Genomic DNA, 26,117 nt, shown 5'->3' with positions numbered 1-26,117 from the left:
GGCGTCTCTGGTCCCTGATAGCTCAGTTGGTAGAGCGTTCGACTGTTAATCGAATGGTCGCAGGTTCGAGTCCTGCTCAGGGAGCCAACCCTCTTCCCGCACAGCCGAAGCCGGCAAGATGGCGTCCGCGATAGCGCGGGCGACGGCAGGTTCATACGCATCGGTGACGCGCCGCTTCTCCTGGAAAGCCGCGAACGCCGACGGTTCGGACGCATTGCCCCGGTTGCCCCGGCCACGCCCACTCCCCGACCCGCTTCAGGCGCTGTGGCCGGCTTCCGCCGCTTCCTGCTTCAGCGCGTCGAGCTGGGCGCGGATATGGGCGGCCTCGGCGGCGGTGGTGGCGAGGCTTATCGCCGACATGAAATCGTCGCGCGCCTCGCGGGGCCGGCCGAGCTGCATCAGCAGCGCGCCGCGCAGGCCGTGATAGTGGAAATAGCCCGACAGCCGGTTGCCCAGCGGCTCGACCATGGCGAGCGCCGCCGCCGGGCCTCGCAGCTTCGAGATCGCCACCGCCCGGTTCAGCGTCACCACCGGCGAGGGCTGCATGATCTCCAGCGTCGCGTAGAGCGCGTCGATGCCGGCCCAGTCGGTCTCCTCCGGCCGGGCGGCGCGGGCGTGCAGCGCCGCGATCGCCGCCTGCACCTGGTAGGGACCGGGCCGGCGATGGCGGATCGCCTTGTCGAGCAGGGCGAGGCCCTCGGCGATCATCGGCCCGTTCCACAGCCGGCGGTCCTGCCGGTCGAGCAGGCTCACCGTCCCCTCGCCGTCAAAGCGCGCCGCGGCGCGGGCGTGCTGGAGCAGCATCAGCGCGGCGAGCCCCATGATCTCGGGTTCGGCCGGAAACAGCCGCAGCAGCAGGCGGGCGAGGCGGATCGCCTCCTCGCACAGCGGCTCGCGCGCCGCGGCGGTGTCGCCCGCGGCCGAATAACCCTCGTTGAACACGAGATAGATCATCGCCGCCACGGCGCCGAGCCGCTCGGCGCGCTCCACCGCGCCCGGCGCCTCGAACGGCACTCCGGCCTCGCCGAGCTGGGCCCTGGCGATGCGCGCCTTGGCGCGGGTGATGCGCTGCTCCATCGCCGCCTCGCCGACGAGGAAGGCCCGCGCGATCTGGCCGACCGAGAGGCCGGAGACGATGCGCAGCGCGAGCGCGATCTGCTGCGTCGCCGGCAGCTCGGGATGGCAGCAGATGAACAGGAGCCGCAGCACGTCGTCGCGGTAGTGCGAACTGTCGAGGCGCTCGGCGATCTCGGCCTCGGCGTCCTCCGCGTCGGAGAAGGTCTCCTCCGGCGGTAGCGGCGCCTGCTTCGCCCGCCGGCGCACCGCGTCGATCGCGATGTTGCGGCCGACGAAGACCAGCCAGGCCGCGGCGTCGCGCGGCGGGCCCTTCTGCGGCCAGGTCTTCAGCGCGCGCAGGCACGCCTCCTGGAAGGCTTCCTCGGCGAGGTCGAGGTCATGGAAATAACGCAGCAGCGCGGCGAGCGCCTGCGGCCGGGCGGCGGCGAGCGTCGTGCCGATCCACGGCGCCTCCTCCATCACGGCCTCGCGCCGCCGTCATGGAACAGGCCGATCGGCCGGATCTCGTAGGAGCCGCCCGGATTGGCCGCGCCGAGCTCGCGGGCGATGTCGAGCGCTTCCTCCAGATTCGCGCAGTCGAGGACGTAGAAGCCGAGAAGCTGCTCCTTGGTCTCGGCGAAGGGGCCGTCGAGCACCAGCGGCGGGTCGCGGTCCTTGCGCAGCGTGGTGGCGGCGGTGGTCGGCAGCAGCCGGGCCACCGGGCCGAGCTTGCCCGCCTTGGCGAGCCGCTCCTGCACCACGGCAAGCTTCCGCATCACCGCGTCGTCCTCCTCCTTGGTCCAGGCGCAGACGACATCTTCCTGATGGTAGCAAAGGAGGGTGTAGAGCATGGCGGGCCTTTTCGCGTTGAGGTCAGCCGCCGCTGATGGCGGTGATGACGAAGACGTCCGCGCCGGCGGCGAGCGGGGTCGACAGGCTGGCGCGGCGGCCGCCGACGAAGACGTTGATGTGGCGCCGGATCGCCGGCGTCTCGTCGCACAGGCGCTCGCGCATGCCGGGCCAGAGCGCGTCGAGCCTATCCACCATCTCCGCCACGTCGCGGGCGGGGACGGAAACGAGCCGCCCGGCGCCGGGGAACAGGACGACGAGATGGGGCGGCAGGCGCACGAGGACCGGCGCGCGCGTCTCGCCCCCCTGCTCCTGCAACGTCCCCTCGCCCGTCGTCCTCATCGTCCGGTCCTCACGGTTCGGCTCCTCACGGCTCGATCACCAGCGTCTCGACCGAGGTGATGGTCGGCAGGTAGGGCGCGAGGCAGTCCCAGCTCTCGCCCTCGTCGGCGCTGCCATAGAGCCCGCCGGCATTGGTGCCGAAATAGACCCCCGCCGGCTCCAGCGTATCGGTCGCCATCGCCTGGCGCAGCACGTTGAAATAGGCGCCGTCCTGGGGCAAGCCCTCGCGCCGCGCCTGCCAGCTCCGTCCCGCGTCGCCGGTTCGCCAGACCGCGGTCCGGCCCTCCGGCATGAAGCGGCCCTTGATGTCGCCGTTCAGCGGGATGAGGTAGAGGCTGTCCGGGTCACGCGGATGCGCCGCCGCCGGGAAGCCGAAGGAGGACGGAAGCCCCTCCTCGATGCTCTCCCATTGCCGCCCGCCATCGTCCGAGCGGTACATGCCGCAATGGTTCTGCTGGTAGAGCCGCCCGCCCCCGCCCGGCGCCATGACGAGGCAATGCACGCACTGGCCGAATTCGGGGTAGTTCTGGCCCTCGGGCATGTAGTCGGCGCGGGTGCCGCGGTTGCGGGCCTGCCAGCTTTCGCCGCCGTCCTCGGTGGCGAACACGCCGGCGGCGGATATGCCGACCCAGATCCGGTCCGCATCCGCCGGGTCGAGCACCAGCGAGTGCAGGATCAGCCCGGCGCCGCCCGGATTCCATTCCGGCCGGCTCGGATGCTTCTGCAGGCCCTCGACATGGACCCAGCTTTCCCCGCCGTCGCGGCTGCGGAACAGCCCGGCCGGCTCGACGCCGGCATAGAGGCTGCCGTCGCGGCCGACGGCGAGGCTCCACACCGCCTTCACCGGCGCCTGCCCGGCCTCATAGGCGAGACCTTGGCTCGAATGGGTCCAGCTGCGGCCGAAATCGGTCGATTTCCACACCGCCGGGCCGAACCATTCATTGCCGCCGCCGGCATAGATCGTGCCGCTCGCCGGATCGGCGACGACGTGGTTGGTCGGCCAGGTCTCGCAGAACGGCCCGCGGACCTGCCATGAGCGGCGCGCGGCGTCGCTCTCGAGGATGAAGGCGCCCTTTCGGGTGCCGACGAGAATGAAGACCTGTTTCGCCATGATGTCCGCCCGTCACGTGGTCGAAACCAGGACCATCCAGGAAACGCCGAAGCGGTCGGTCAGTGTGCCGAAGCTCGGCGAGAAGAACGTCTTGGCGAGCGGCATGGTAACCGTGCCGCCCTCGGCGAGCGCGGCGAATTTCGCTTCCGCCTCCTCCGTCGAGGCGACGGAGAGCGCCAGCGAGATGCCCTGGAAGGTGCCGCCGCCGGACTGGCAGCCGTCCGAAGCCATCAATTCGACCTCGCCGACCCGGAAGCTCGCATGCATGATCTTGTCGTCCCACCCGTCCGGCGTCATGCCGGGCGGCGGCGGCTCCGGCGCTTCGCGGAAGCGCAGCAGCATCGTGACCTCGGCGCCCAGCACCTTGCCGTAGAAGGCGATCGCCTCCTCGGCGCGGCCGTTGAACATCAGATAAGCCTGTACATTCACCGTTTTGTCCTCCCTTTGCCGATCCCCATGCCCGGCATCGCGCCCATGCCGGGCGCCGCCGTCGACACGAGGACGAACGGGAACAGCCTAGCCCGACATCACGGCGGGATTTTTTTGCGGCCGCCTCACGCATCTCCCCGGCGCTTCGCTGCGGCGCTCCAGTTTAGGCAGCGACAGCGTACTGGGACCCGCCGCGCGGGACGACTTACCCACGGTAAGATTTTCTGGAACCGAATGCCGGGCGCCGCCGTTCTACCGGCGTCCTGAAAATCCGTTTGGGGGCTCTCATGGAAGACGCACAGATCGGCTGGATTGCCGCCATCATCATCGGCGGGCTGGCCGGATGGATCGCATCCGCAATCATGGATTCCGGCACCGGAATCCTGATGAACATCGTGCTCGGCATCATCGGCGCGGCCATCGCCAGCTTCATCTTCAGCTTCGTCGGCGTCGGCTTCGGCGGCTGGCTCGGCTATCTCATCGCCGGCATCATCGGCGCCTGTATCCTGATCTGGCTGGCACGCGCCATCCGCAGATGACGACGCCACAATGACCGGGCGATGGTGAAGCGGCAAAGGTGAAACGGCGCCGCAACCTGGTCACTCGCCGCACCGGCCGGTGCGGCGGATCGTGAACGGGTCCAATGGGTTCGGTCGCGCCCCGCGCGGCCGGACGGGGCGGATCATGTGCCCAAAATATCGCACTGCAAAATTTTCGTGCCGCGGGCGTGCGTTTGGGTTAACATCCGTTCATGGACGGAATCGAGGGTCGCGCACGCGCGATATGCGAGATCGGCCTGCGGGGCGGAGCCCTGATTAACGAGATCGATCTCCCCGCAGCGGTAGATCGCTACTGGCCGGTGTTCGCGGTCGAAATCGCCGCCGGCGTGATAAATCTCGATGCCCGCTGCTCGCTCGGCGACCTCGAAGCCGCGCTTGCCGCCTATGTCGCGTGGAAGGAGCGCCCGATGAGCGTTCCCCCGCTTCCCCCGGTCGATCCCCTCGCCCCCTCCCGTCGCCGGCCACGCCCGCGCGGCCGGATAGCTTGCGGCCCCACACTCAAGACTCCATAGTCGCGGTAACGGATTCGGCAGGTCGGGCGGGCTCGGGATTTCCTGCGCCCCGCGATCCGGCTGGCGACCCGGCCGAGCGTCGCCGCGATTTCCGCACGGCGTGAGGCCGGCCTCCCTCCACGACGTCTTCCCGGCCCCCGCACCATGCCGCGCAAGCCTTCCAACATTCTCTACGGCGCAGAGGACAAGGTCCCGCTCGGAACGCTGGTCAGCCTTGGCGTGCAGCACGCCTCGCTTGCCCTGCTGTTCGTGGTCTATCCGCTCGTCGCTGCCGCCGAGGCGGGGCTGTCCTTCGAGGCGACGCAGAGCCTCATCACCAGCTGCGTCATCTTCATGGGGATCGCCACCATACTGGAATGCTGGCCACGCTTCGGGTCCGGTGTCCTGCTGGTGCAGATCCCCAACACCTCACACCTGCCAATGGCGGTGCAGTCGCTCGCGGCCGGCGGGCCGGCGCTCTACGCCGCCATGAGCCTGGTCGCCGCCGTCTCCCAGCTCTCGCTGACCTTCTTCACCGGCGCGCTGCGCAAGCTGTTCCCGCCGGAGGTCTGCGGCGTCGCCGTCACCATGCTCGGCGTCGCGCTGGCCGAGCCCGCACTGAGGCGCATGTTCGGCCTCGCCCACCAGGCGAGCAGCGCCGGGATGGACCTGCGCTACCCGATGGTCAGCTTCGCCGCGCTGGTCGTCATCGTGGTGCTGGCCATCTTCTCGCGCGGCATGCTGCGCCTGTTCGCGGTCGCCATCGGCACCGGCGTGGGCTGGCTCCTCGCTCATTATGTCGGCCTCACCCACGGGCCGGCCGGCCGCGCCCTCGCCAACCTGCCGCTCATCGACCTGCCCGCCATCGCCTGGCCCGGCCTCGCCTTCTCCTGGGCCATGCTGCCGGCGGCGATCCTCACCGGCATCATCTCGGCGGTGGACATGATCAGCACCGTCGTCTCCATGCAGCGCATGGACGACGCCGACTGGCGCCGCGCCGACATGGGGCAGGCCGCGCGTGCCATCCGTCCCAACACGGTGAGCGACATGGGCGCGGCCCTCACCGGCGGCTTCGCCAGCGCCTCCTCGTCGGCCGCCATCGGCGTCGCCTTCGCCACCGGCGCCACGGCGTGGCGGGTGGGCGTGGCGTCGGGCATCATCATCCTGCTCGCCGCCTTCTCGCCGCGCCTCATCGGCGCGCTGTCGGTGATCCCGGACCCTGTGGTCGGCGCGATCCTGGTCTACAGCTCCGCCTTCCTCGTGGTCGCCGGCATGGAGCTTATCCTCTCCCGCCGGCTCAGCGACCGGCGGATCTTCACCGTCGGCCTCGCCATCATGGCGGGGCTCGCGGTCGCAATCCTGCCCGAGCTGGTGCAGGCGACGCCGAGCTGGGCGCACCCCATCCTCGGCTCGCCGCTCTCGGTCTCCACCGGCGTCGCCATCGGGCTGAACCTGTTCTTCCGCATCGGCATCCGGCAGGAGGCCTCGGTGCCGGTGACCGTGGACGACAACCCGTTCGAGGCCACCACCACCTTCCTCGAGTACCAGGGCGACATCTGGGGCGCGCGCCGCGACGTCATCGCCTCCGCCATCCCCGTCGTCGCCGAGGCGGCGGAGATGCTGCTCGACACCGGCGTCGCCGAGGACGGCCTCGTCATGCGCGCGCGCTTCGACGAGAACGACTTCGACGTCACGCTGCTCTATCGCGGCGCACCGATCGAGATCCCGACGCTGCGCCCCTCGCCCGAGGACCTGCTGGGCGACGCGGCTGCGGTGGCGCGCTTCGTCGGCTACATGCTCTCAAAGCGCGCCGACAAGCTGGTGCTCGGCAAGCTGGGCGAGCGGCAGGCGCTGACCCTGCGCTTCGAGCACTGACGATCGTTCCGCGCGGGCCGACTTCCTTTTCGTCGTCTTGCGCGCCCGACCCTTTGTGTTTAGTTCTGAGCGCGCTCATGCGACAGGAACGATGGCTAACCGCCCCTGCGGGACGGCACCTTCCTGTTGACGCATGACGGACTGACGAGAGCTGGAAAGCGCGATGCAGATCGACCGGCTGGTGGAAGGCAATACCGTCGTCACGGTGGTCAAGGGCCGCCTCGACAGCAGCTCCTCGCCGCGCCTCGACGAGATGCTCGCCGTGATCCCCGATGGCAGCACCGCGGTGCTGCTCGACTTCGAGGAGCTGACCTATATCAGTTCGGCGGGGCTGCGCGTGGTGCTGAAAGCGGCCAAGCTCGCCCGCTCTTCCAGCGTCGCGCTGGCGGTCTGCAGCCTCACGCCGCAGGTGCACGAGGTGTTCGAGGTCAGCGGCTTCTCGTCGCTGATCCCCATTCACCAAAGCCGCGAAACGGCACTTGCTTCCTTTACGTAGGGGTGTCTTTCTGAGGCGCTTCAGCCCTCGGACGGAAACATGACGCTCCGTGAGATGGATGTCCGCCTCCCCAACGACCTGTCGCAGATGCCGGCGCTCGTCGCCCGGCTCGACAGCTTCGCGGAAGCGGCCGATCTGTCGCCCAAGGCGACCCACCGGCTCCAGCTCGCGGTCGACGAGTTCGTCAACAACGCGGTCGATTACGGCTATCCCGACGGGCGCCCCGGCGAGATCGGCGTGCAGGTGCGCTGCGCCGACGATTCGGTCGAGCTCACGCTGAGCGACGACGGCGATCCGTTCGATCCCTTCACCGCGCCCTCGCCGGAAATCGACGGCACCCTCGACGAGCGGCACATCGGCGGGCTGGGCGTCCATCTGATCCGCACGCTCGCGCGCAGCTTCGCCTATCGCCGCGAGAACGGGCGCAACGTGGTCACCCTCTCCCTCGCCCGCGACGCGGCATAGCCGCCGGCTTCCCGCCCGTCACAGCCCCTCGGTCTGGGCGCGGTGCACCTGCGTGAAGCCGTTCACCAGCCGGCGCGACAGCCACACGATCCGCTCGAACAGCACCGTCATGCGGAACAGCCCGTCGAGCGCCTGCGGCGGGACGCCGGCCTGCGTCGACAGCCGGTGGCGCAGCTCGTCCATGAGCTGGTCGCGATGCCCGAGCAGGGTCAGCACCAGCTCGGGGTCCTCTGCGCCAAGACTGACGGCATGGTCCGCCACCGCCCCTAGCAGCGCGTGCAGAGCCTCGATCAGCCGCCCCGCGGCGGGAAGCTGGCGCGCCGGCGCCGAAGCCTCGACGAACTCGGCCAGCGCCTCGTGCAGCGCCGCGGCCGTCCCCGCCGCATCGTCGAGCAGCAGCGCGCGCGACACCCGCCGCGCCGAGAGCTCGCGGTCGAGCAGCGAAGCCAGATAGGACTTCACCAGGCCCGCCAGCCGCGTCCCGGCGACGCACAGCTGCGCCGGCGGCGGGGTCTCCTGCACCTTCTCGTCGCGCACGTGATCGAGCATCAGCGGCAGCCGGGCGGAAAGCCGTGCCAATTCGCGCGTGGCGAGGTCGAGCGCGGTGCCCGGGTCGGAGAGCGCCTCGCGCATGAGGAAGGCCGGCTCTCCCAGCGTCTCCGCCGGGCTCGACTTCATCCGCGCCAGCAGCCGGCGCGTGGGCATCTCGGCGAGATTGGTGATCAGCGCGCCTCCAGCCTGCGCGATCACGAACAGCACCGCGAGCTGCGCGGCCGCGTTCTCGCCCATCAGGCCGAACAGCCCGTCCATCTGCTGCGGCTCGGCGAGGCCGTAGAGGTAGAGCGCCAGCAGCAGCAGCGAGCCGCCGATCTTCTGCACCACCTGCAGCCCGAAGACGATGCGCCCCGCCCGGCTCTCGCCCGGGATCAGCAGCGCATGATTGAACGCCGACGCCGTGTTGGCGCCGATCATCAGCGGCAGCGCGGCGGCGAGGTCGAGCAGGTCGCTGCTCACCGCCGCGACCGCGATCGCCGCGGCGACCGAGGAGGACTGCGCCGCAAGCGCGAAGGCAGCGCCGATGCCGGCGAGCAGCAGCGGCGACTGCAGCGCCGCCGCCCACCAGGCGTCGTGCATCAGCTCCTCGCGCAGCGGGCCGACCGTCGCCGAGACCAGGTGCATGCCGAACAGCAGCAGCCCCGCTCCCAGCGCCGCGTCGAGCATCCGCCGCAGCCGGTCGCCCCGCGCCAGCTTGAAATAGCTGGCGAAGCCGACGAGGCCGATCACCAGCCCCGCCGCCACAGAGGTGTCGATGGCGACGATGATCGGCAGCAGCGCAGTGCCGACATTCGACCAGGTCGGCGCCAGCAGCGCCGCCCCCTCCCCCAACACGCCGCCCTTCACGAAGGAGACGATGATCCAGGAGACGGCGGTGGAGCTCTGCGTCACCAGCCCGGCGACGATACCGCTCAGCGCGCAGCTCGCGGGTCCGCGCAACGCGGCGGCGAAGGCGACCCGGGCGCGCCGCCCCACCAGCGGCACGAGGTTCGACGACAGCCCGCGCACGCCGAGAAAGAACAGGCCCAGCCCGCTCATGAGGGAGGCGATGGTGGCTATGGTACTCAAGGCAGGACGGTTCCCGGGACGGAGCCTTTCCCGTGGACGGCGGCACGCAGGTTTCCGCGTCGGATGAAAGACCGGGTCGGTTTGGTGCAGCGCAGCGTGACGCAGGTCGGCGGCCAGCACAAGCCGCCGGAGACCGCGGGGTGCCTCAACCCGGTGCGAGGAACGCGTTGATCTTGGACAGAAGGCGCGGCATTTCCACCGGCTTGGTGTCGAAATCGTCGCAGCCCGCCGCCATCGCCTCCTCGCGGTCCTGCGCCATGGCGTGGGCGGTCAGGGCGATGACGGGGATCGCCGCGGTCTCCGCGTTGCCCTTCACCTGCCGCGTCGCCTCCCAGCCGTCGAGGACCGGCAGGCTCATGTCCATGAGGATCAGGTCCGGCTTCTGCGCCACGGCGAGGTCCACTCCCTCCTGGCCGTTCACGGCGACGATCACCTCGAAGCCGTTGCGCGTCAGCCGCCGCGAGAGCATGTCGCGGTTCATCTCGTTGTCTTCCACGAGCAGGATCTTCGCCATCGCCTGAACGTCCCGTCTATTTCGCCGCCGGCCGGGCCGGCTTTTCCTGCCCGGCGATCGCCGCCAGCGCGGAGCCGAGCGTGCCGATGGGCTGGGCGCTCTTGCTCAGGATCAGCAGCGTGTTGCGCGCGAGGAAGCTGCGCTCGTCCTCGGTCAGCTCCTTGGCCGTGAGCACGACCACCGGCAGGTCCGCGAAGTCCGGCCGCTGGCGCACCTGCTCGAGGAAGGTGAAGCCGTCCATCTCCGGCATCATCAGGTCCAGCAGCACCAGCGAGGGGCGCGGATGGCGGTCGAGCCATTCCAGCGCCTCGCGCCCGTTGGCGGCCTCGATCGCGGTCAGCCCTACGCCCTCGATGGTCGTGCGCACCATGGCGCGCACATGCGGGTCGTCGTCGACCACCAGCACCGCGTGCTCGTCGCCCGGGGCGAATTTGTGGATCAGCGCGATCAGCCGCTGCCGGTCGATCGGCTTGGTCATGTATTCCGCTGCGCCGAGCGAATAGCCGAGATTCCGGTCGTCGACGATGGTGAGCATGATCACCGGAATATGCTCCAGCGCCGGCTCGGACTTCATGATGCCCAGCACCGACCAGCCGTCGACCTTCGGCATCATCACGTCGAGCGTCACGATGTCCGGCGGGTCGGTGCGCATGATGTTGAGCGCCTCGATGCCGTCGCGGGCATGGCGCAGCACATAGCCTTCCTTGCCCAGCGTCGCGGTCAGCACCTCGTGCACCGCCGGGTCGTCGTCGACCACCAGAACGGTGATCGCGCCCGGATCGGCAACCGCGCCGGTGTCGATCTCCGGCAGCTCGGCGGCGACCTCGGCCTCGCGCGCGACCGGCAGGTCGATGGTGAAGGTCGAGCCCTTGCCCGGCTCGCTGGTCACCGTGATGTTCCCGCCCAGCATCACCGCGAAATGCTTGGTGATGGTGAGGCCGAGCCCGGTGCCGCCGAAATTGCGCGTGGTGGAGGAATCCGCCTGCGTGAACGCCTGGAACAGCCGGCCGAGCTGCTCCTCGGTCATGCCGATGCCGCTGTCGGTCACTGCGAAGCGGATGAAGCCGCCATCCTCGCTCTCATGGCGCGACAGATGCAGCGCCACCTCGCCCTGCTTGGTGAACTTGGCGGCGTTGCTGAGCAGGTTGATGAGGCTCTGCTTGAGCTTGGTGACGTCGGTGCGCAGCGTGCCGATGTCCTTCGGACAGTCGATGACGAAGCGGTTCTCGTTCTTCGCCATCATCGGGCCGACGATGGTCTTCACCTCCTCGACCATGCGGGCGAGGAACACCTGCTCCAGATAGACGTCCATGCGCCCGGCCTCGATCTTCGACAGGTCGAGGATGTCGTTGATCAGCCCCAGCAGGTGCTTGCCGGCGCCCTGGATCTTGTCGAGGTCCGCGACCATGGCCGTGTTGCCCTCGTCGGCGGCATCCTCGGCGAGGATCTCGCTGTAGCCGATGATGGCGTTGAGCGGCGTGCGCAGCTCGTGGCTCATATTGGCGAGGAAGGCGGACTTGACCCGGCTGGCGGATTCGGCCGCCTCCTTGGCCTCGCGAAGCTGCTGCTCCATGCGCACGCGGTCAGAGATATCGACGAAGGTGGCGATCACCGCATGCGCGCCGCGGAACTCCAGCGGCTCGTGCGAGACCATGGTGCAGATCTCGGTGCCGTCGGCGCGCGGCAGGTAGAATTCGCGGCCCTCGGCGAGCGGGGTGAGCATCAGCTCGGCCATCTCCGCGCTCTTGGCCGGGTCGGCGAACAGCTCGGCCATCGGGTGGTCGATGAGGTCGCGCGTGTCGCGACCGACCAGCCGCCCGAAGCAGCCATTGGCGTGGCGCACGGCGCGCTTCTCGACATCCATAATCAGCAGGCCGACCGGCGCGGCGGCGTCGATGGCGCGAAGCTGCTCCTCGTCCTCGCGCAGCTTCATCTCGGCGAGCTTGCGCTCGGTGATGTCGGTGTAGATGGCGATGAAGCCGCCGCCCGGCACCGGGTCGCGGCGCACCTCGAGGATGGTGCCGTCAGGTCGCACCCGCTCGAAGGAATGGGAGTGGTCGAGCTGCGCCACCCGCTTGGCGAGCGCGGTCTCGATGTCGACGTCGCCGAACTCGCCGCGCGAGCCGAGATAGCGGATGTAGTCCTCGAACGTGTGCTCGGTGCCGAGGAATTCCGCCGGCATGTCGAGATACTCGCAGAACAGCGTGTTCCACGTCACCAGCCGGTGCTTGGCGTCGTACATGGCGACGCCCTGAGACATGTTCTCCAGCGTCGCGCGCAGCAGGGTCGCCTCGCGGCCCGCCTGCGATTCGTCCAGCGCGTTCTCCGGCATGGCGTCACTTCCCATCGATCTAGACTTCCCGTGCGCCGAAGGTGAGCAGAATGGCGGCCATGTCGTCAAAGGCGGGCAGCCCGGCCTCGAAGGCCCGGACCTGCGTGGCGAGCCGGGTAAGCACCTGCCCTCCCGCGCCGCCCACCTCCGCCCCGTCGGCAAAGAAGGCACCCACCCGGTCCTCGCCGAACAGTTCGCCGGCCGCGTTCTGCGCCTCGGTGAAGCCGTCCGTCACCACCAGCAGCCGGTCGCCCTCGTTCAGATCGACCTGCGCCGCCTGGTAGTCGAAGCCTTCCACCACGCCCAGCGGTGGGCCGCCCGGGCCGCCCAGCCGCTCCACGCCCCCGTCCGCGCCCTGCAGATAGGGCGGCACATGGCCCGCGCGCACATAGGCTAGCCGGCCGGCCGCGACGTCCACGCTCGCCAGCACGAAGGTGACGAACATGCACCCCGCATTGCCGCGCGCCAGCCCGTCATTGGCGATCGAGACCGCCCGCGCCGGGTCGGCAAACAGCTCGGGGGCGTCCGGCCGGCCGGAAAGCGCGCGGAACATGGAATGGGTGCGCGCCATCATCAGCGCCGCCGCCGCGCCCTTGTCGGAAACGTCGCCGATGGCGAGCACCATCAGCCCGTCGCCGACCGGGAAATAGTCGACCAGGTCGCCGCCGACCTCCTTGGCAGGCTCCAGCAGCGCGTCGACGTCGAGCCGGCGCCCGGCGACGGCGCCCGCAAAGGACGGCGGCACCAGCGAAAGCTGGAGCGTGCGCGCCTCGTTGAGCTCGACCTGCTTGCGCCGGAGTTCCTCGCGGGTCAGGTCGCGCAACGCCTTCTTCTCCAGCGTGGCGAGCACGCGGGCACGCAGCAGCGTCGGGTTGAAGGGCTTGAACAGGAAGTCGTCGGCGCCGAGCTCGATACAGCGCACGACGGGGTCGATCTCGTTGAGTGCCGAGATGACGATCACCGGAATGTCGTTGATCCGCCCGTCGCTGCGCAGCGCCTCAAGCACGCCGAAGCCGTCGAGCTCCGGCATCATGATGTCGAGCAGCACGAGGTCGAAGGCCGCCTGGCCGATAGCGGCCAGCGCCTCAACGCCGTCGGCGGCCTCCTCGATCCGCGAGAAGCCGAGCCGGCGCAGCCGCCGGATCAGCAGGTCGCGGTTCTCGGCGACATCGTCGACCACCAGAATCGCCGCGTTCTGGTCTGCCATAGGCCCGAATCCGTGATTTGCCGCGAGGAAGGCGAGCGAAAGCCGCGGGCGGGGAATATCCACGCAAAGCCCCGGCTACGCAACGGCGCCGGCGGCTTTTCCCTTTCCCGCATCCGACGATGGCAAAAGTGGGCGCGCGACCCCACATTCAGACGAGGAGAATCGGCACGATGAGACTGAAGGGGCTTGCCCTCACCCTCGCCATGCTCACGCCGCCCGCGCTGGCACAGGCCCAGACGCCGGGGCTGCGCGGCACGACGGCGGGCACGACGCTGAACCCGATCCTTTCCAATCCCGGAGCGGCCACGCCGCGGCCGTCGATACCGCAGGCCTCGGGTTCCGCCATACCCACGCGCCCCGACGCGGTGAAACCCAACAGCCAGAACCTCATGCAGGGCCCGTCCTACTGGACGCCGGGCCAGCGCCGGCTGAACGTGCCGAACGCCGACGCCAATCCCACGACGCGGCGCGAGACCCAGCCCTGGCCGCCGCCGCCCGCGATCCCGCGCGGGCCGAACAGGTAGCCTGAAAGCAGAAAGGGCCGGGGAGCTTCCTCCCCGGCCTTCGTGATTCTTGACGCCGTCGAACGTGCCTGCCGCGGCGGGCTCAGTCGCGCTCGCAATCCGGCGGGCACGCCTCTGCGACCAGCGCCTCCAGCGCCTCGTCGAGCGCCAGCGTGGTCTGGTTCGGCGAGCCCAGCCGGCGGATCGAGACGGTGCGCTCCGCCGCCTCCTTGCGGCCGACCACCAGCAGCGCCGGCACCTTGGCCAGCGAGTGCTCGCGGACCTTGTAGTTGATCTTCTCGTTGCGCAGGTCGGTCTCCACCCGCAGCCCCATCTTGGTGGCCGCGGCGGCGATCTCGCGCGCATAGTCGTCGCCATCGGAGGTGATGGTCGCCACCACCGCCTGCGTCGGCGCGAACCACAGCGGGAAGTGGCCGGCGAAATGCTCGATCAGGATGCCGGTGAAGCGCTCCATCGAGCCGCAGATGGCGCGGTGGATCATCACCGGCGTCTTCTTCTGCCCGTCGCCATCGACATAGAAGGCGCCGAAGCGCTCCGGCAGGTTGAAGTCGACCTGCGTGGTGCCGCATTGCCATTCGCGGCCGATCGCGTCGCGCAGCGTGTACTCGAACTTCGGCCCGTAGAACGCGCCCTCGCCGGGCAGGATACCGGTCTTGATCTTGCCGCCGGCCTGCTTCTCGATGGTCTCCAGCACGTCGCGCATCACCGCCTCGGCGTGGTCCCACACCGCGTCGGAGCCGACCCGCTTGTCCGGGCGGGTGGAGAGCTTCACCACGATCTCCTCGAAGCCGAAATCGGCGTAGGTGGAGAGGATCAGCTCGTTGATCTTCAGGCACTCGGCCGCCATCTGCTCCTCGGTGCAGAAGATGTGGGCGTCGTCCTGGGTGAAGCCGCGCACGCGCATCAGCCCGTGCAGCGCGCCGGAAGGCTCGTAGCGGTGCACCGCGCCGAATTCCGCAAGCCGCATGGGAAGATCGCGATAGGACTTCAGGCCGTGCTTGAAGATCTGCACGTGGCCCGGGCAGTTCATCGGCTTCAGCGCATAGACCCGGTCATTGTCCTCGGCGTCGCCCGCGGGCTGCACCTTGAACATGTTGTCCTTGTACCAGCCCCAATGGCCGGAGGTCTCCCACAGCGACTTGTCGAGCACCTGCGGGGCGTTGACCTCGGCATAGTCGGCCTTGATGCGCCGGCGCATGTAGGAGACGAGGTTCTGGAACATGTTCCAGCCCTTCGGGTGCCAGAATACGACGCCCGGGCCTTCCTCCTGGAAGTGGAACAGGTCCATCTCCCGGCCGAGCCGGCGGTGGTCGCGCTTCTCGGCTTCCTCGAGCTGGTGGATATAGGCGTCGAGCTCCTCGCGGCTGCGCCACGCGGTGCCGTAGATGCGGGTCAGCATCGGGTTCCTGGCGTCGCCGCGCCAATAGGCGCCGGCCACCTTCATCAGCTTGAAGGCGTCGCCCACCTTGCCCACGCTCGGCATGTGCGGGCCGCGGCACAGGTCGAACCACTCGCCCTGCCGGTAGATCTTGATCTGCTGGTCGGCGGGGATCGCGTCCACCAGCTCGACCTTGAACGCCTCGCCCTTCTCGGCGAAGACGCGCTTGGTCTCGTCGCGGTCCCACACCTCCTTGGAGAAGGGCGCATCGCGGGCGATGATCTCGCGCATCTTCTTCTCGATCGCCGGGAAATCGTCGAGCGAGAACGGCTCGTTGCGGAAGAAATCGTAATAGAAGCCGTTCTCGATCACCGGGCCGATGGTCACCTGCGTGCCCGGCCACAGCTCCTGCACCGCCTCGGCGAGCACATGCGCCGCGTCGTGCCGGATCAGCTCCAGCGCCTCCGGGCTCTCGCGGGTGACGAGCTCGAAACGGGCGTCGCGGGTTATGGGATCGGAAAGGTCGCTCAACACCCCGTCGAGCTTCATCGCCAGCGACTTCTTGGCGAGCGACTTGGCGATCGAGGCGGCGATCTCGGTGCCGGTGGTACCGGAGGCATAGGCTCGGACGGCACCATCGGGGAAAGTGAGATTGACATTTGCCGGCGCCGCGGCGCCCTCGACAAAATTGTTGCTCACGAGACTGTCGGACATGCGCTTTTCTCCTGCCCACTCCTGCGAACCACGCAGGTAGGCTTGTTTGTCAGGTGTCGCCCGCCTCCTTCATCGGAGTGCGCGCGTAACGCCACGGCATATACCACGCGGCTTTTGGCGGCAATTCGACGGGCACCGCCTCGTAGCCATGCCCGCCCCAGGGGTGGCAGCGGCACACCCGGCCGGCCGCCATCCAGCCGCCCGCCCAGGCGCCGTGCCGCTCGATCGCCTCCTCGGCGAATTCCGAGCAGGTCGGCAGGTAGCGGCACTGCCGGCCCATGAAGGCGGAGAAGGTGTAGCGGTAGACGAGGATCGGCACGCGCAGCGCCCGACGCGGCAGGCGCGCGGCGGCGTGGGCCAGCCAAGGCGGCGGGCGCAGGAAACGCGCGCTCATGGCCTTCTCCCCTTAACCCGGAACCACCGGGAGTCCGGAACGTTGCCTTTCGAACGATACACTGGCACCCGGCGGAGAACCGATCGATGAAAATGTCCCACCCGTCCGCCGCCTGCACCACCGTTCTCGGCGTGCTGGCGGGCCTTCTGCTGGCGATGGCCGCCATGGCCCAGGACGCGCCCCCCGCCCCCGCCGGGGCAGCACCCACGGTGCCGCCCAAAGCGGCTCCCGCGCCGGCCGCCAAGCCCCTCGAAAAGACCCCGCCCGAGAAGACCGCGCCTGCAGCGAACGCGCCCGCCGCAAAGCCGCCCGCCGCCAAACCTCCCGCCGCCACGCTTCCCGCGACCAAGCCGCCGGCGACGCCCGCTCCTCCGCCCGGCCCCACCGGCGGGACGCAGCCCGCGCCCTCGGCGGCGGATTCGCCCGAGGTCGACCCCGACATGCAGCGCATCGCCGCCTGCAAGGCCGAGGCGCTGAAGCGCCTGAAGCTGCGCTCCCCGGCGGTCGACGACATCTATCTCGACGTCGACGGCCTCACCGTGGCGCATGCCGACCTCAAGATCGGCGACACGCCGGTGAAGGGGGTCATCATGGGCGAGGCCTATATCCAGCGCGACCGCTCCGACACCGCCAACCGCTTCCTCTGCCTCACCGGCGACAAGGACCAGGTGATCTTCACCTTCTTCACGGAGCGATAGGACCATGCCACGGCCCAGGCGCCGCTTTCTATTCGGCAGCCTGGGCCGTGCCCTTGCGCGCCTCGATCTGGCCGAGCGCATCGACCACGGCGTCGAAGGTCAGCATGGTCGAGGCGTGGCGCGCCTTATAGTCACGCACCGGCTCCAGCACCGAAAGCTCGGCCCAGCGCCCGGTCGGCGGCGGGCCGTTCTCCTTCAGCATCTTGCGCATGGCCTCGCGCACCTCGCGCAGCTCGTCCGGCGTCGAGCCGACCACCAGCTCGCCCATGAGCGAGGACGAGGCCTGCCCGAGCGCGCAGGCGCGCACCTCGTGAGCGAAGTCGCTCACCCGGCCGTCCTTCAGCGCGAGATCGATGGTCACGGTGGAGCCGCAAAGTTTGGAGTGCGCCGTTGCCGTCGCATCGGGCGAGGCAAGCCGGCCCAGCCGTGGTATATCGGCAGCGAGCTCCAGTATGCGGCGATTGTAAACCTCGTTCAGCATGGCCCTTCCGTCCGTCAGCCCCGCTGCGCCATCATCGCATTGCAGCGTCCGGCGCGTTCCTTATATAGGAGCGGATATTGCGGGTGAAAGCAGCCGGCTTTTCGGCAACCTTCTCCGCATTCGTCGAGTACGATGCAAGGAACAAACAGCGTGCCGGCACGTATGTGGCGAGTTCAACCGGTGACACCCCGGCGCCCGGTCCCAGATGCGCCGTCGAACGGAGTTCGTCATGGATGCCGTGCTTAAATCCCTGATGGCCAGCGCGAAGAGCGAGGCGGAATCGGCCGTCCCGGTCAATCCGGCGCGTCCCTCGCGCGAGGAGGCCGAGGCCGCGGTGCGAACGCTGATCGCCTGGGCCGGGGACGATCCGGAGCGCGAGGGCCTGCTCGATACGCCCAAGCGCGTCGTGCGCGCCTATGAGGAGCTCTACAGCGGCTACCGCACCTCCGCCGACAAGATCCTCGACCGCACCTTCGGCGAGATCGGCAATTTCGACGACATGGTGCTGGTGCGCGACATCGAGTTCCACTCGCATTGCGAACACCACATGGTGCCGTTCATCGGCAAGGCGCATGTCGCCTATTTCCCGGTGGAGCGGGTGGTCGGCCTGTCGAAGATCGCGCGCATCGTCGACATCTTCGCCCGCCGCCTGCAGACGCAGGAGCACCTCACCTCGCAGATCGTGACCGCCATCGACGAGGCGCTGAAGCCGCGCGGCGTCGCGATCCTCGTCGAGGCCGAGCACATGTGCATGGCGATGCGCGGCGTGCGCAAGGCGGGCGCCTCGACCGTGACCACCCAGTTCACCGGCGTGTTCCGCGACGACCCGCAGGAGCAGGTTCGCTTCATGAGCCTGCTGCGCGGCATGCGTCCGTGAGCGCGCGGCGCTGATTCCATGCCCGATACCGTCCCGAGCTTCGCCCCGCGCGGCGACAAGGCCGCCATCGAGGAAGGCGATCGCCTCGCGCCGAAATTCGATGCCGACGGGCTGATCACCGCCGTCGCCGTCGACGCGCACGACGGTGCGGTGCTGATGCTCGCCCATATGGACGCGCAGGCGCTCGCCCTCACCATCGAGACCGGCTTCGCCCACTATTACAGCCGCTCGCGCCGCCGGCTGTGGAAGAAGGGCGAGGAAAGCGGCCACTTCCAGAAGGTGGTCGAGCTTTCCATCGACTGCGACCAGGACGCGGTGCTGATGCGGGTGGAGATGGCAGGCCCGGGCGCGGCCTGCCACACCGGGCACCGTTCCTGCTTCTTCCGCTCTGTGCCGCTGGGCGCTCCGCCCTCGCCCGAGCTGCAGCTCACGGTCAATGACGGCGGCAAGCTGTTCGACCCCTCGCAGGTCTACGGCGCGGCGAAGAAGACCGACACCCCGCGCTTCTGAGCGACGACAGGCGCATTGCGGCACGCGCCGGACGCGCGCGCGGCCCCGTCGTGCGCACACATCCTGCCCTCGCACGCCCCCTGCCGGCGGCGCCGGAACCCGGTTCGGCGCCCGCGCGGGTGTTCTCAGGTCGACATGATGTATTCGCGCATGGCGACGCTCTCGCGCTCCATCTCCGCCAGCCGGTGCTTCACCACGTCGCCGATGGAGATGATGCCGATGAGCTTGCCGCCCTGCACCACCGGCAGATGGCGGAAGCGTCCGCCCGTCATGTGCTCCATCACCTGATGCACGGTCTCGTTGCCGTCGGCGGTCACCACCTTGGTGGTCATCACCGCGCTGACGGGATCGCTCAGCCGGGCCGGGCCGTCGCGGCCGATGACGCGCACCGCGTCCCGCTCGGACAGGATGCCGACCACGCGGCGCTCGCCATCCGTCACCACGATGGCGCCGATGCGCTTCTCGGCCAGCACTTCCACCGCTTCGCGCAGCGAGGCGTTCGGGCTGATGGTCTGAACGTCGTAACCCTTCTCGTCGAGTATCGACCTCACGGTCATGGTCTATCTCCTTCCCGCCGGGACGCGCGCGGCCAGCCCGGTTCGGGGCATCGGCCGCGTCGCCCTCACCATCCGTCTCCTCCCGCGATCGGTGCGCGGGAATGCGGACATTTAGGGGATAATGATCGACCTTAACGCTACGGGAGGCAATAGGGTCCGCGTGGCGGCGCCGTCGGCCTCAGCCGCGCTGCCGGGCGTAGGGCCCCTGGCCGGGAAAGCGGCCGACGGGGTCGAACAGCGGGAACAGCAGCAGTCCGACGAGGAAGCCGCCAATATGCGCCTCCCAGGCAATGCTGCCGTCGACCAGCTGGCCGGGCGAAGCGAGGCCGACGCCCAGATTGATGAGGAACCAGACCGCGACGAAGGCGATCACCCGGCGGTCGCGCATCACCGCCATCAGCGGCTCGGCCGGGTAGTTGACCGACTGGCCGAACATTTCCGGCCCCCAGGCGACATAGCGCTCGGAGGCGAACATGAAGCGGATCGCCGCCGCCATGCAGCCCGACACCGAGGCCGAGGCGCCTATCATCGGCACCACTTCGCCCTCATGGGTCAGCAGATGCAGCCCCGCCCCCGCCGCCGCTGTCACGGCGAAGAACAAGAGAAAGCGCACCGGGCCGAAGCGCCGCGCCACCGGGCTGCCGAAGGCCAGCAGCCACAGCAGGTTGAGCCCGACATGGGTCCAGCCGCCATGCAGGAAGGCGTAGGTGACGAAGGTCCACACATCCGCGCCCCACCCGCCCGGCAGCACGCCCGCGGCCAGAACAGAAGGATCGAACCGGGCCGGGATGAAGGCGAACAGCGCCAATATGTCGACGCCGGTCTCCGGGTCGAGATGGTCGCGCACCAGCTGGATGGCGAGCATCGTCACGGCCAGGGCGGTTATGACCGCCGGCACGTTCAGAAGCGGCTGGCCTTTCTGGTGGGAAAGCTGGGTCGTATCGAGCACTCCGATCACATAGGCGCCGGCGCGCGGCGGGGCAAGTCGGCAGGGCGCGACGCGGGCAAAAGGCTGCGACCGGCAGACCTTGCGAGGGGCTTAAACGGCGTCGTGAACAAGTTGCCTATAGTTGTGGTTAATGCCAATAGAAAAGATATTAACAGGCTCTATCCGCTGTACTCGCGAATCTTCCGCATCGCTTAGATCAGAATAAAAATCTGTATGTCATGATGTCTTTCATAGACAGGAATGAGGTGCGCGATGAAAAAGAGGCTCGAACGGGCCCTTCTCGCGGCGGCGGTGGCGGTCGTGGCAGGTACGATGGCAGGCTCGGTGGCGGGGAGCATCCCCGCCGAGGCGAATGACCGGCTGGCGATGCACGCCAACCTATCCGCGAACATGATCGCGGGCGACAAGACCTCGACGCCGATCGGCTATGTCCAGTTCTGCACCGCCTTCCCCGGCGATTGCGGCGGCGGCAACCATCGCGGCGGCAAGATCGCGCTCAGCGAGGCCGACCTCGCCCAGCTCCGCGCGGTCAATGACGACATCAATGAGCGCATCAAGCCGATGACCGACATGGATCATTACGGCGAGGTCGAGCGCTGGACCTATCCCGAGGACGGCTATGGCGACTGCGAGGACTATGTGCTGCTCAAGCGCCGCACGCTGATCTCGCTCGGCTGGCCGCCGGAGACCCTGCTCATCACGGTGGTGCGCGACCATCAGGGCGAGGGACATTCGGTCCTCACCGTGGTCACCGACCATGGCGATCTGGTGCTCGACAATCAGGAATCGGCGATCATGCCGTGGCAGGAGACCGGCTACCGCTTCGTGAAGCGGCAGGCGCAGGGCAATCCAGACCAGTGGGTCTCGCTCGGCGACGTGCTGGCTCCGCTCACCGTGGGCCGCAACGGCACCCACTGATCAGCCAGCTTCCCGGCAGCCTTTTCGGCGGCCGGCGCCCGCGGGCCCTTCCGGCCGCGGGCGTCAGCGTGTTCAGTCGACCCGGCTCAACCCGGTCGAGAAGCGCCGCCAGTTGCGCACATAATGCGCGGCGGTGCCGTGGATACGCTCCGCCCAGCTCTCGTCCAGCGTGCGGATCGCCTTGGCAGGCGCCCCCACGATCAGCGAATTGTCGGGGAACTCCTTGCCCTCGGTCACCAGCGCGCCGGCGCCGACCAGGCAGTTGCGCCCGATCTTCGCCCCGTTCAGCACGGTGGCGCCCATGCCGACCAGGCTGTTCTCCCCGATCGTGCAGCCGTGCAGAATCGCCTTGTGGCCGATGGTGCAGTCGTCGCCGATCATCATCGGGAAGCCGGGATCGGTGTGCAGCACGCACAGTTCCTGGATGTTCACCCGGGCGCCGAGCGTGACCCGCTCATTGTCGCCCCGGATGACAGAACCGAACCAGACGCTCGCCTCGTCGCCGATCAGCACGTTGCCGATCACTTCGGCGGAGGGAGCGATCCAGCAGCGGCCGAGCGCCGGGAGGTCCGGCGCCACGCCGTCGAGCGCATAGATCGCCATGCCGCAGCCCCTTCCTCAGACCTCTTCGAGATCGGTATCGAGGATGGCCATCTGGAAGTTGTAGGAGAGGTCGCCGTCCTCCTTGTCCTCGAACAGGACGCCGATGAACTCGTCACCGAGATAGACCTCGGCCGAATCCTTCTTCTTCGGGCGACCGACGACGCGAAGCTGCGTGTTGCTGAACAGGCGGCGCATATAGGTCTGGATGCGCTCGCAATCCTTCTTCTCCAAGGCGGATGCTCCCGGAACTGGTTTCAGTGGGCCGCAGGCTTGCCACGCCCGGCGCGCAGGCGCAACCGGGGGCGGGCACCATCCTCAGGCCGTATCGCCCCGGGGCCGTTGCCCCGGACGGTTTCGACGGAGGCCGATCCCGTGCGGGCGCCGACCTCAAGCGAGCGGACTCAGCCCGGCTCGCCGGAGCCGCTCGGCTCGAAATTCTGGTTCATGCTGCGCGAGGGCTCGGCACAGCCCGCCTCCCCGACCACGCGCGCCGGCACGCCGGCCACGGTGGTGTTGTGCGGCACGGGCTTGAGCACCACCGAGCCGGCGGCAACGCGCGCGCAGTGGCCGACCTCGATATTGCCGAGCACCTCGGCCCCGGCGCCGATCAGCACGCCGCGGCGGATCTTCGGGTGACGGTCGCCATGCTCCTTGCCGGTGCCGCCCAGCGTGACGCCCTGCAGGATCGAGACGTTGTCCTCGATCACCGCCGTCTCGCCGACCACGATGCCGGTGGCGTGGTCGAAGAAGATGCCCCGCCCGAACGGCGCGGCCGGGTTGATGTCCACCTGGTGCACCACCGAGGAGCGGCTCTGCAGGTAGAGCGCGAAGTCCTTGCGCCCGTTCTTCCACAGCCAGTGCGCCAGCCGGTGGGTCTGGATGGCGTGGAAGCCCTTGTAATAGAGCAGCGGCTCGATCGCGCGCTGGGTCGCCGGGTCGCGGTCGCACACGGCGAGGATGTCGGCGCGGATGGCGACGCCGAGCTCGGGATCATCGGCCACCGCATCGTCGAACGCCTGCCGGATCAGCTCGCCCGGCACGTCGACATGGTCGAGCCGCTGGGAGATGCGGTGCGCCACCGCGCGCTCCAGCGTGTGGTGGTAGAGCACCGTGGAGAAGATGAAGCTCGCCAGCGCCGGCTCGCGCGCGGCGATGTCCTCCGCCTCGGCGCGGATGCGGGTCCATACCGGATCGACCTTGTCGAGCGCGCGCCCCTGCGCGTCGACGCGATGAAGTGAGTTCTGCGCCATGGACGTATGTCCCTCCGCGCCGGCCCGGCCTTGGCTGGCAGGTGGCCGGCGCCCTGTTACGAGTTGCTCCGGTTTTAGCACAGGCCGCACGATGAGCCTATGTCCGCCGCGCCCGCGCAGCGCCGGCTGAAGGGACCCTCGGAATCACTTTCTCAACACCGCCCGGCAACCGATTCCGTCCGCTCGCCTTTCGAGCGCCTCGGACGGAAGCCAGCCCGCTCAGGGCCGCGCGTTGAGAAAGGCCAGCGCGGCCTGCTTGAACACCTTGTCGCCCACCGCACGCATGTGGTCGCGGCCGGGAATGTCGACCACCTGCGCGCCGGGGATCAGCGCCCCGAGCGGGGCCGCCGCGCCCGCCACGTCGTCGGTCGTCCCCACCGCGATCAGCGTCGGCACGGCGATGCGCGCCACCTCCTCGCGGCTGAGCGTGCGGCGCGAGCCGACGATGCAGGCCGCCAGCGCCTCGCGGTCGGCCCTGGTCTGGTCGGCGAAGGCGCGGAAGGTGCGCCCCATCGGGTCGGTGACGTCCTCGAGGCTCGGCGCGCGCATCGCGTCGGCGATGGCCAGCGGCAGGCCCGCTCCTTCCACCAGATGGATGCCGATGCCGCCGAGGATGAGTGAGCGCACCCGCTCGGGCGCTTCCAGCGCCACACAGGCGCTGATCCGCCCGCCCATCGAATAGCCCATCAAGTCCGCGCGCGGCAGGCCGAGATGGTCCATCAGCGCCAGCACGTCGCGCGCCATGATCCACGGGTCGTAGGCCGCCGAGTCGTAGATCTTTCCCGAGGCACCATGGCCGCGATTATCGAGCGCGATCACCCGCCGCCCGGCGCCCGTCAGCGTGGTCACCCAGCCCGGGCCGACCCAGTTGATCTCCTTGGTCGAGCCGAAGCCGTGGACGAGGATCACCGGATCGCTCTGCCCCTCGTCGAGATAGGCGAAGTCGATACCGTCGTGCTGGAAGGTCGGCATGGTCTCTCTCTGGCGTCCTTGCGGGTGTCCGCGCGAATTCGCGGGAAGCTAGACAGCCAGCATGCCCCTGCCAAGCGCCGCCAGCGCATGGGTGGCTCCCGTCCGCCGCCGGCGCCAGAGCGGGCGCACCATCGCCACCACCAGCGCGTTAAACGAGCTGACCAGCCCGAACGCGTTCACCGCCAGCGCGATGATCCAGAACGCGAGCTTCCACATCGCCTCGGTGACGAACAGCGCCCCGCGCCCCAGCGTCTTCAGGATCGCCAGCGTCTTGCCGCCCTTCGCGCCGGAAAGCCGCGCCAGCCGCGCCGCGCCGGCGGCATCGTCGACATGGCGCAGCCCGGCGAGCGTGGCGCGCGTGCCCGCCTTGGCAGCGGTGCGCCCGACATCGGCGACGACCAGCGCCGCCTCGGCGCGCCGGCCGCCGCGCAGCGCCGTGACGAGGTTGCCCGCCAGCCGCGCGCTCAGCGCACCGGCCCGGCGCGCGCCCTTGAGCAGGCTCAGCCCGGCCCGCAGCGTCAGCGGCGCGCCGAACACCGCGTAGGTCGCCCCGGTCGCGACGATGCCGGCACCGGCGAGGCCCAGCATCACATCGTCCACCGGCTCGCCCCGCGCCCAATGCAGCGCCTCGCGCCCCGCATCGCGCAGGTCGCCCCAGACGGTAAGGTCGCCCGCCGCGGCACCGGCGAGCCCGGCCATGTCGTCGGCCGTGCCGGTGACGAAGCCTTCGCCGAAGGCGCCCGCGCGCCGCGCCGCGACCACCGCCGTGCTGTTCGCCGCCGCGACGCGCAGCCGGAGCGAGGTGTCGACCGCGATGCCGCGCGCATCCGCGAGCTCGACGAAGCTGGCCGCGAGTTCGCCATCGTCATTCGCCAGCGCGTCCTCGATCTCCTGCGCGACACGCGGGGCGGACAGCTCCCGGTCGAGCTGGAGATCGGCGATCCGCGCCGCATCGTCGCCCGCCGCCACCAGCTCATAGGCATAGCGCCCCGCCGGCACGACCCAATGGGCGGCACCTGCGAAGGCGAGCAGAAATCCGGCGGCGGCAAGAATGCGATACATGAACGGTTCCCGGGGAGCCCTCCATATGGGGAGCCATTGTGGCGACGCGATGGGGGGCGGAGCGCTCAGCCACCTACCCGTTCACGCAGAAACGCGTTGAGCTTCTGCCTGTCCTCGGCGCTGATGTGGGCCCCGCTCAGATGCAACACGCCCGTCGCCGGGCTTCCCCACAGCTCACCCGTCCGCGCGAGAACACGTCCTCTGTCCGAGACGAGCGCGTCGCGAACGGCAGCGGCTTCCGCCACGCCCACCGCGCGCTGGAACGTTCCGAGCCCGATCACGACGATGTGGCGGGGCGCAAGAGCTCGGACGATCCGGACGGCACGCGGCAGGCTGAATTCCTCGAGCTTTGCGCGGAGGGAGAGCGGAAGCTGCCGCCACTCACCTTGGCTTGCCGACCGGAAGAAGTTGAGGTTGAGCCCGGTACTTTCTCCCAGAGGCGGATCGTCCCACACGTTCCGGATTCGCTTCGCCAGTTTCCAGCAGGCGGTCGCGTAGTCGCTCGTCTCCGGCCAGATCTCGCGCTCGCCATCCGCCAGGCCCTTGCGATTGTCCTTCTCGCCGCCGCCGGGCTGGTCACCGAGAAACAGCAGCGGTGTCGCCACCCTGGGCGGCCCATAGAGAATGCGGAATCCGAAGTCAGCCTCGCCGAGTTCCATCGCAGTCCCGGCATGGAATGCGCGCGTTTCCTCATAGACCGACCGGCAGATCGCCACGGCGGATGTCGCCGCTCGCTCGTCCTCGCCTTCACCCCTTCCGCCCACGCTCCGCTATCCCTTTTCCCGCTGCCGCCATCTCTGTGACGGGACGGCATGATAGAGGGATCGCGGCTGCAATCGCCCTCTCGCCCCTTTGCCCCGGCGGTTTCAGCGGTTATGGT

At 69.1% G+C, this 26,117-nt stretch carries 30 protein-coding genes and 1 tRNA gene; 11 read left to right on the top strand and 20 right to left on the bottom strand.

The window, feature by feature from the left end:
* Window positions 1-11 precede the first annotated feature (11 nt).
* Window positions 12-87, top strand: a tRNA-Asn gene (locus NVS83_RS19950).
* A 168-nt stretch (window positions 88-255) separates the two neighbouring features.
* On the opposite strand, the gene NVS83_RS19945 is transcribed toward NVS83_RS19950, so the two are convergent.
* From NVS83_RS19945 to NVS83_RS19925, 5 genes are read right to left on the bottom strand one after another with little or no spacing between them, the layout of a single operon-like run.
* Window positions 256-1,536, bottom strand: coding sequence for an RNA polymerase sigma factor (locus NVS83_RS19945; RefSeq protein ID WP_258740864.1), 1,281 nt, complete (start codon window positions 1,534-1,536; stop codon window positions 256-258).
* The gene (locus NVS83_RS19940; RefSeq protein WP_258740863.1) at window positions 1,536-1,907 is read right to left on the bottom strand and encodes a YciI family protein; all 372 of its coding nucleotides are present in this window, start codon (window positions 1,905-1,907) and stop codon (window positions 1,536-1,538) included. The genes NVS83_RS19945 and NVS83_RS19940 overlap by 1 nt, the downstream gene beginning before the upstream one ends.
* 22 nt (window positions 1,908-1,929) lie before the next feature.
* Window positions 1,930-2,247: a ubiquitin family protein gene (locus NVS83_RS19935; protein ID WP_258740862.1), complete on the bottom strand. Its 318-nt coding sequence runs from the start codon at window positions 2,245-2,247 to the stop codon at window positions 1,930-1,932.
* Window positions 2,248-2,272: 25 nt separating this feature from the next.
* Window positions 2,273-3,358, bottom strand: a complete 1,086-nt coding sequence (locus tag NVS83_RS19930; protein ID WP_258740860.1) for a WD40/YVTN/BNR-like repeat-containing protein — start codon at window positions 3,356-3,358, stop codon at window positions 2,273-2,275.
* A gap of 12 nt (window positions 3,359-3,370) precedes the next feature.
* Entirely contained in the window at window positions 3,371-3,787 is a 417-nt protein-coding gene (locus tag NVS83_RS19925; RefSeq protein WP_258740859.1) for a VOC family protein, read from the bottom strand.
* Between the two features lie 287 nt (window positions 3,788-4,074).
* On the opposite strand from NVS83_RS19925, the gene NVS83_RS19920 reads away from it, so the two are divergent.
* The 5 genes from NVS83_RS19920 (at window position 4,075) to NVS83_RS19900 (ending at window position 7,674) form a co-directional block, all read left to right on the top strand.
* On the top strand, window positions 4,075-4,326 hold the full coding sequence (locus tag NVS83_RS19920) for a GlsB/YeaQ/YmgE family stress response membrane protein (protein ID WP_258740858.1): 252 nt from the start codon (window positions 4,075-4,077) through the stop codon (window positions 4,324-4,326).
* A gap of 212 nt (window positions 4,327-4,538) precedes the next feature.
* The gene (locus NVS83_RS19915) at window positions 4,539-4,859 is read left to right on the top strand and encodes a hypothetical protein (RefSeq protein ID WP_258733077.1); all 321 of its coding nucleotides are present in this window, start codon (window positions 4,539-4,541) and stop codon (window positions 4,857-4,859) included.
* A 144-nt stretch (window positions 4,860-5,003) separates the two neighbouring features.
* Window positions 5,004-6,713: a uracil-xanthine permease family protein gene (locus NVS83_RS19910; RefSeq protein WP_258740857.1), complete on the top strand. Its 1,710-nt coding sequence runs from the start codon at window positions 5,004-5,006 to the stop codon at window positions 6,711-6,713.
* A 163-nt stretch (window positions 6,714-6,876) separates the two neighbouring features.
* Window positions 6,877-7,209, top strand: coding sequence for an STAS domain-containing protein (locus NVS83_RS19905; RefSeq protein ID WP_258740856.1), 333 nt, complete (start codon window positions 6,877-6,879; stop codon window positions 7,207-7,209).
* A gap of 39 nt (window positions 7,210-7,248) precedes the next feature.
* Window positions 7,249-7,674: an ATP-binding protein gene (locus NVS83_RS19900; RefSeq protein ID WP_258740855.1), complete on the top strand. Its 426-nt coding sequence runs from the start codon at window positions 7,249-7,251 to the stop codon at window positions 7,672-7,674.
* Between the two features lie 18 nt (window positions 7,675-7,692).
* Here the strand turns inward: NVS83_RS19900 and NVS83_RS19895 are convergent, their stop codons facing one another.
* The 4 genes from NVS83_RS19895 to NVS83_RS23490 form a co-directional block, all read right to left on the bottom strand.
* On the bottom strand, window positions 7,693-9,297 hold the full coding sequence (locus tag NVS83_RS19895) for a Na/Pi symporter (protein ID WP_258740854.1): 1,605 nt from the start codon (window positions 9,295-9,297) through the stop codon (window positions 7,693-7,695).
* A gap of 145 nt (window positions 9,298-9,442) precedes the next feature.
* Complete coding sequence (locus NVS83_RS19890; protein WP_258740852.1) at window positions 9,443-9,811, bottom strand: response regulator; 369 nt, start codon at window positions 9,809-9,811, stop codon at window positions 9,443-9,445.
* Window positions 9,812-9,827: 16 nt separating this feature from the next.
* A complete protein-coding gene (locus NVS83_RS19885) occupies window positions 9,828-12,158 on the bottom strand; it encodes a response regulator (RefSeq protein ID WP_258740851.1) in 2,331 nt (776 codons plus the stop codon).
* Window positions 12,159-12,162: 4 nt separating this feature from the next.
* Window positions 12,163-13,350, bottom strand: a complete 1,188-nt coding sequence (locus NVS83_RS23490) for a PP2C family protein-serine/threonine phosphatase (RefSeq protein WP_309486225.1) — start codon at window positions 13,348-13,350, stop codon at window positions 12,163-12,165.
* 170 nt (window positions 13,351-13,520) lie between these two features.
* On the opposite strand from NVS83_RS23490, the gene NVS83_RS19870 reads away from it, so the two are divergent.
* Entirely contained in the window at window positions 13,521-13,874 is a 354-nt protein-coding gene (locus tag NVS83_RS19870) for a hypothetical protein (RefSeq protein ID WP_258740850.1), read from the top strand.
* An 82-nt stretch (window positions 13,875-13,956) separates the two neighbouring features.
* Here NVS83_RS19870 and thrS read toward each other — a convergent pair whose 3' ends face one another.
* Both thrS and yidD read right to left on the bottom strand, forming a co-directional pair.
* Window positions 13,957-15,966, bottom strand: coding sequence for a threonine--tRNA ligase (gene thrS, locus NVS83_RS19865; protein WP_258740849.1), 2,010 nt, complete (start codon window positions 15,964-15,966; stop codon window positions 13,957-13,959).
* Window positions 15,967-16,015: 49 nt separating this feature from the next.
* Window positions 16,016-16,360 (bottom strand): membrane protein insertion efficiency factor YidD, encoded by a 345-nt coding sequence (gene yidD / locus NVS83_RS19860; RefSeq protein WP_258740848.1) that lies wholly within the window; start codon window positions 16,358-16,360, stop codon window positions 16,016-16,018.
* An 86-nt stretch (window positions 16,361-16,446) separates the two neighbouring features.
* On the opposite strand from yidD, the gene NVS83_RS19855 reads away from it, so the two are divergent.
* Complete coding sequence (locus NVS83_RS19855) at window positions 16,447-17,058, top strand: hypothetical protein (RefSeq protein ID WP_258740847.1); 612 nt, start codon at window positions 16,447-16,449, stop codon at window positions 17,056-17,058.
* Between the two features lie 28 nt (window positions 17,059-17,086).
* Here NVS83_RS19855 and NVS83_RS19850 read toward each other — a convergent pair whose 3' ends face one another.
* Window positions 17,087-17,539: an iron-sulfur cluster assembly scaffold protein gene (locus NVS83_RS19850; protein WP_258733088.1), complete on the bottom strand. Its 453-nt coding sequence runs from the start codon at window positions 17,537-17,539 to the stop codon at window positions 17,087-17,089.
* 229 nt (window positions 17,540-17,768) lie between these two features.
* Here NVS83_RS19850 and folE point away from each other — a divergent pair, with 229 nt between their 5' ends.
* Together folE and hisI are read left to right on the top strand one after the other, a co-directional pair.
* On the top strand, window positions 17,769-18,416 hold the full coding sequence (gene folE, locus NVS83_RS19845; protein WP_258740846.1) for a GTP cyclohydrolase I FolE: 648 nt from the start codon (window positions 17,769-17,771) through the stop codon (window positions 18,414-18,416).
* Between the two features lie 18 nt (window positions 18,417-18,434).
* Complete coding sequence (hisI, locus tag NVS83_RS19840; RefSeq protein ID WP_258740845.1) at window positions 18,435-18,926, top strand: phosphoribosyl-AMP cyclohydrolase; 492 nt, start codon at window positions 18,435-18,437, stop codon at window positions 18,924-18,926.
* A 125-nt stretch (window positions 18,927-19,051) separates the two neighbouring features.
* Here hisI and NVS83_RS19835 read toward each other — a convergent pair whose 3' ends face one another.
* A complete protein-coding gene (locus NVS83_RS19835) occupies window positions 19,052-19,483 on the bottom strand; it encodes a CBS domain-containing protein (protein WP_258733091.1) in 432 nt (143 codons plus the stop codon).
* Between the two features lie 178 nt (window positions 19,484-19,661).
* Window positions 19,662-20,432 (bottom strand): rhomboid family intramembrane serine protease, encoded by a 771-nt coding sequence (locus tag NVS83_RS19830; protein WP_258740844.1) that lies wholly within the window; start codon window positions 20,430-20,432, stop codon window positions 19,662-19,664.
* Between the two features lie 252 nt (window positions 20,433-20,684).
* Here NVS83_RS19830 and NVS83_RS19825 point away from each other — a divergent pair, with 252 nt between their 5' ends.
* A complete protein-coding gene (locus NVS83_RS19825) occupies window positions 20,685-21,350 on the top strand; it encodes a transglutaminase-like cysteine peptidase (RefSeq protein WP_258733093.1) in 666 nt (221 codons plus the stop codon).
* Between the two features lie 72 nt (window positions 21,351-21,422).
* Here NVS83_RS19825 and NVS83_RS19820 read toward each other — a convergent pair whose 3' ends face one another.
* From NVS83_RS19820 to NVS83_RS19795, 6 genes are all read right to left on the bottom strand, one after another.
* The gene (locus NVS83_RS19820; protein WP_258733094.1) at window positions 21,423-21,953 is read right to left on the bottom strand and encodes a gamma carbonic anhydrase family protein; all 531 of its coding nucleotides are present in this window, start codon (window positions 21,951-21,953) and stop codon (window positions 21,423-21,425) included.
* Between the two features lie 15 nt (window positions 21,954-21,968).
* A complete protein-coding gene (locus NVS83_RS19815) occupies window positions 21,969-22,184 on the bottom strand; it encodes a DUF3126 family protein (RefSeq protein WP_258733095.1) in 216 nt (71 codons plus the stop codon).
* 170 nt (window positions 22,185-22,354) lie between these two features.
* Window positions 22,355-23,203 (bottom strand): serine O-acetyltransferase, encoded by an 849-nt coding sequence (cysE, locus tag NVS83_RS19810; protein ID WP_258740843.1) that lies wholly within the window; start codon window positions 23,201-23,203, stop codon window positions 22,355-22,357.
* Between the two features lie 219 nt (window positions 23,204-23,422).
* On the bottom strand, window positions 23,423-24,175 hold the full coding sequence (locus tag NVS83_RS19805; RefSeq protein WP_258740842.1) for an alpha/beta fold hydrolase: 753 nt from the start codon (window positions 24,173-24,175) through the stop codon (window positions 23,423-23,425).
* Between the two features lie 48 nt (window positions 24,176-24,223).
* Entirely contained in the window at window positions 24,224-25,237 is a 1,014-nt protein-coding gene (locus tag NVS83_RS19800; protein WP_258740841.1) for a hypothetical protein, read from the bottom strand.
* Between the two features lie 65 nt (window positions 25,238-25,302).
* Window positions 25,303-26,001 (bottom strand): hypothetical protein, encoded by a 699-nt coding sequence (locus NVS83_RS19795; protein ID WP_258740840.1) that lies wholly within the window; start codon window positions 25,999-26,001, stop codon window positions 25,303-25,305.
* Between the last annotated feature and the right edge of the window lie 116 nt (window positions 26,002-26,117).

The sequence above is a fragment of the Ancylobacter mangrovi genome (assembly GCF_024752335.1).
GTDB classification, from domain to species: Bacteria; Pseudomonadota; Alphaproteobacteria; order Rhizobiales; family Xanthobacteraceae; genus Ancylobacter; species Ancylobacter mangrovi.
This window is presented reverse-complemented; position numbering and strand designations above follow the sequence as displayed.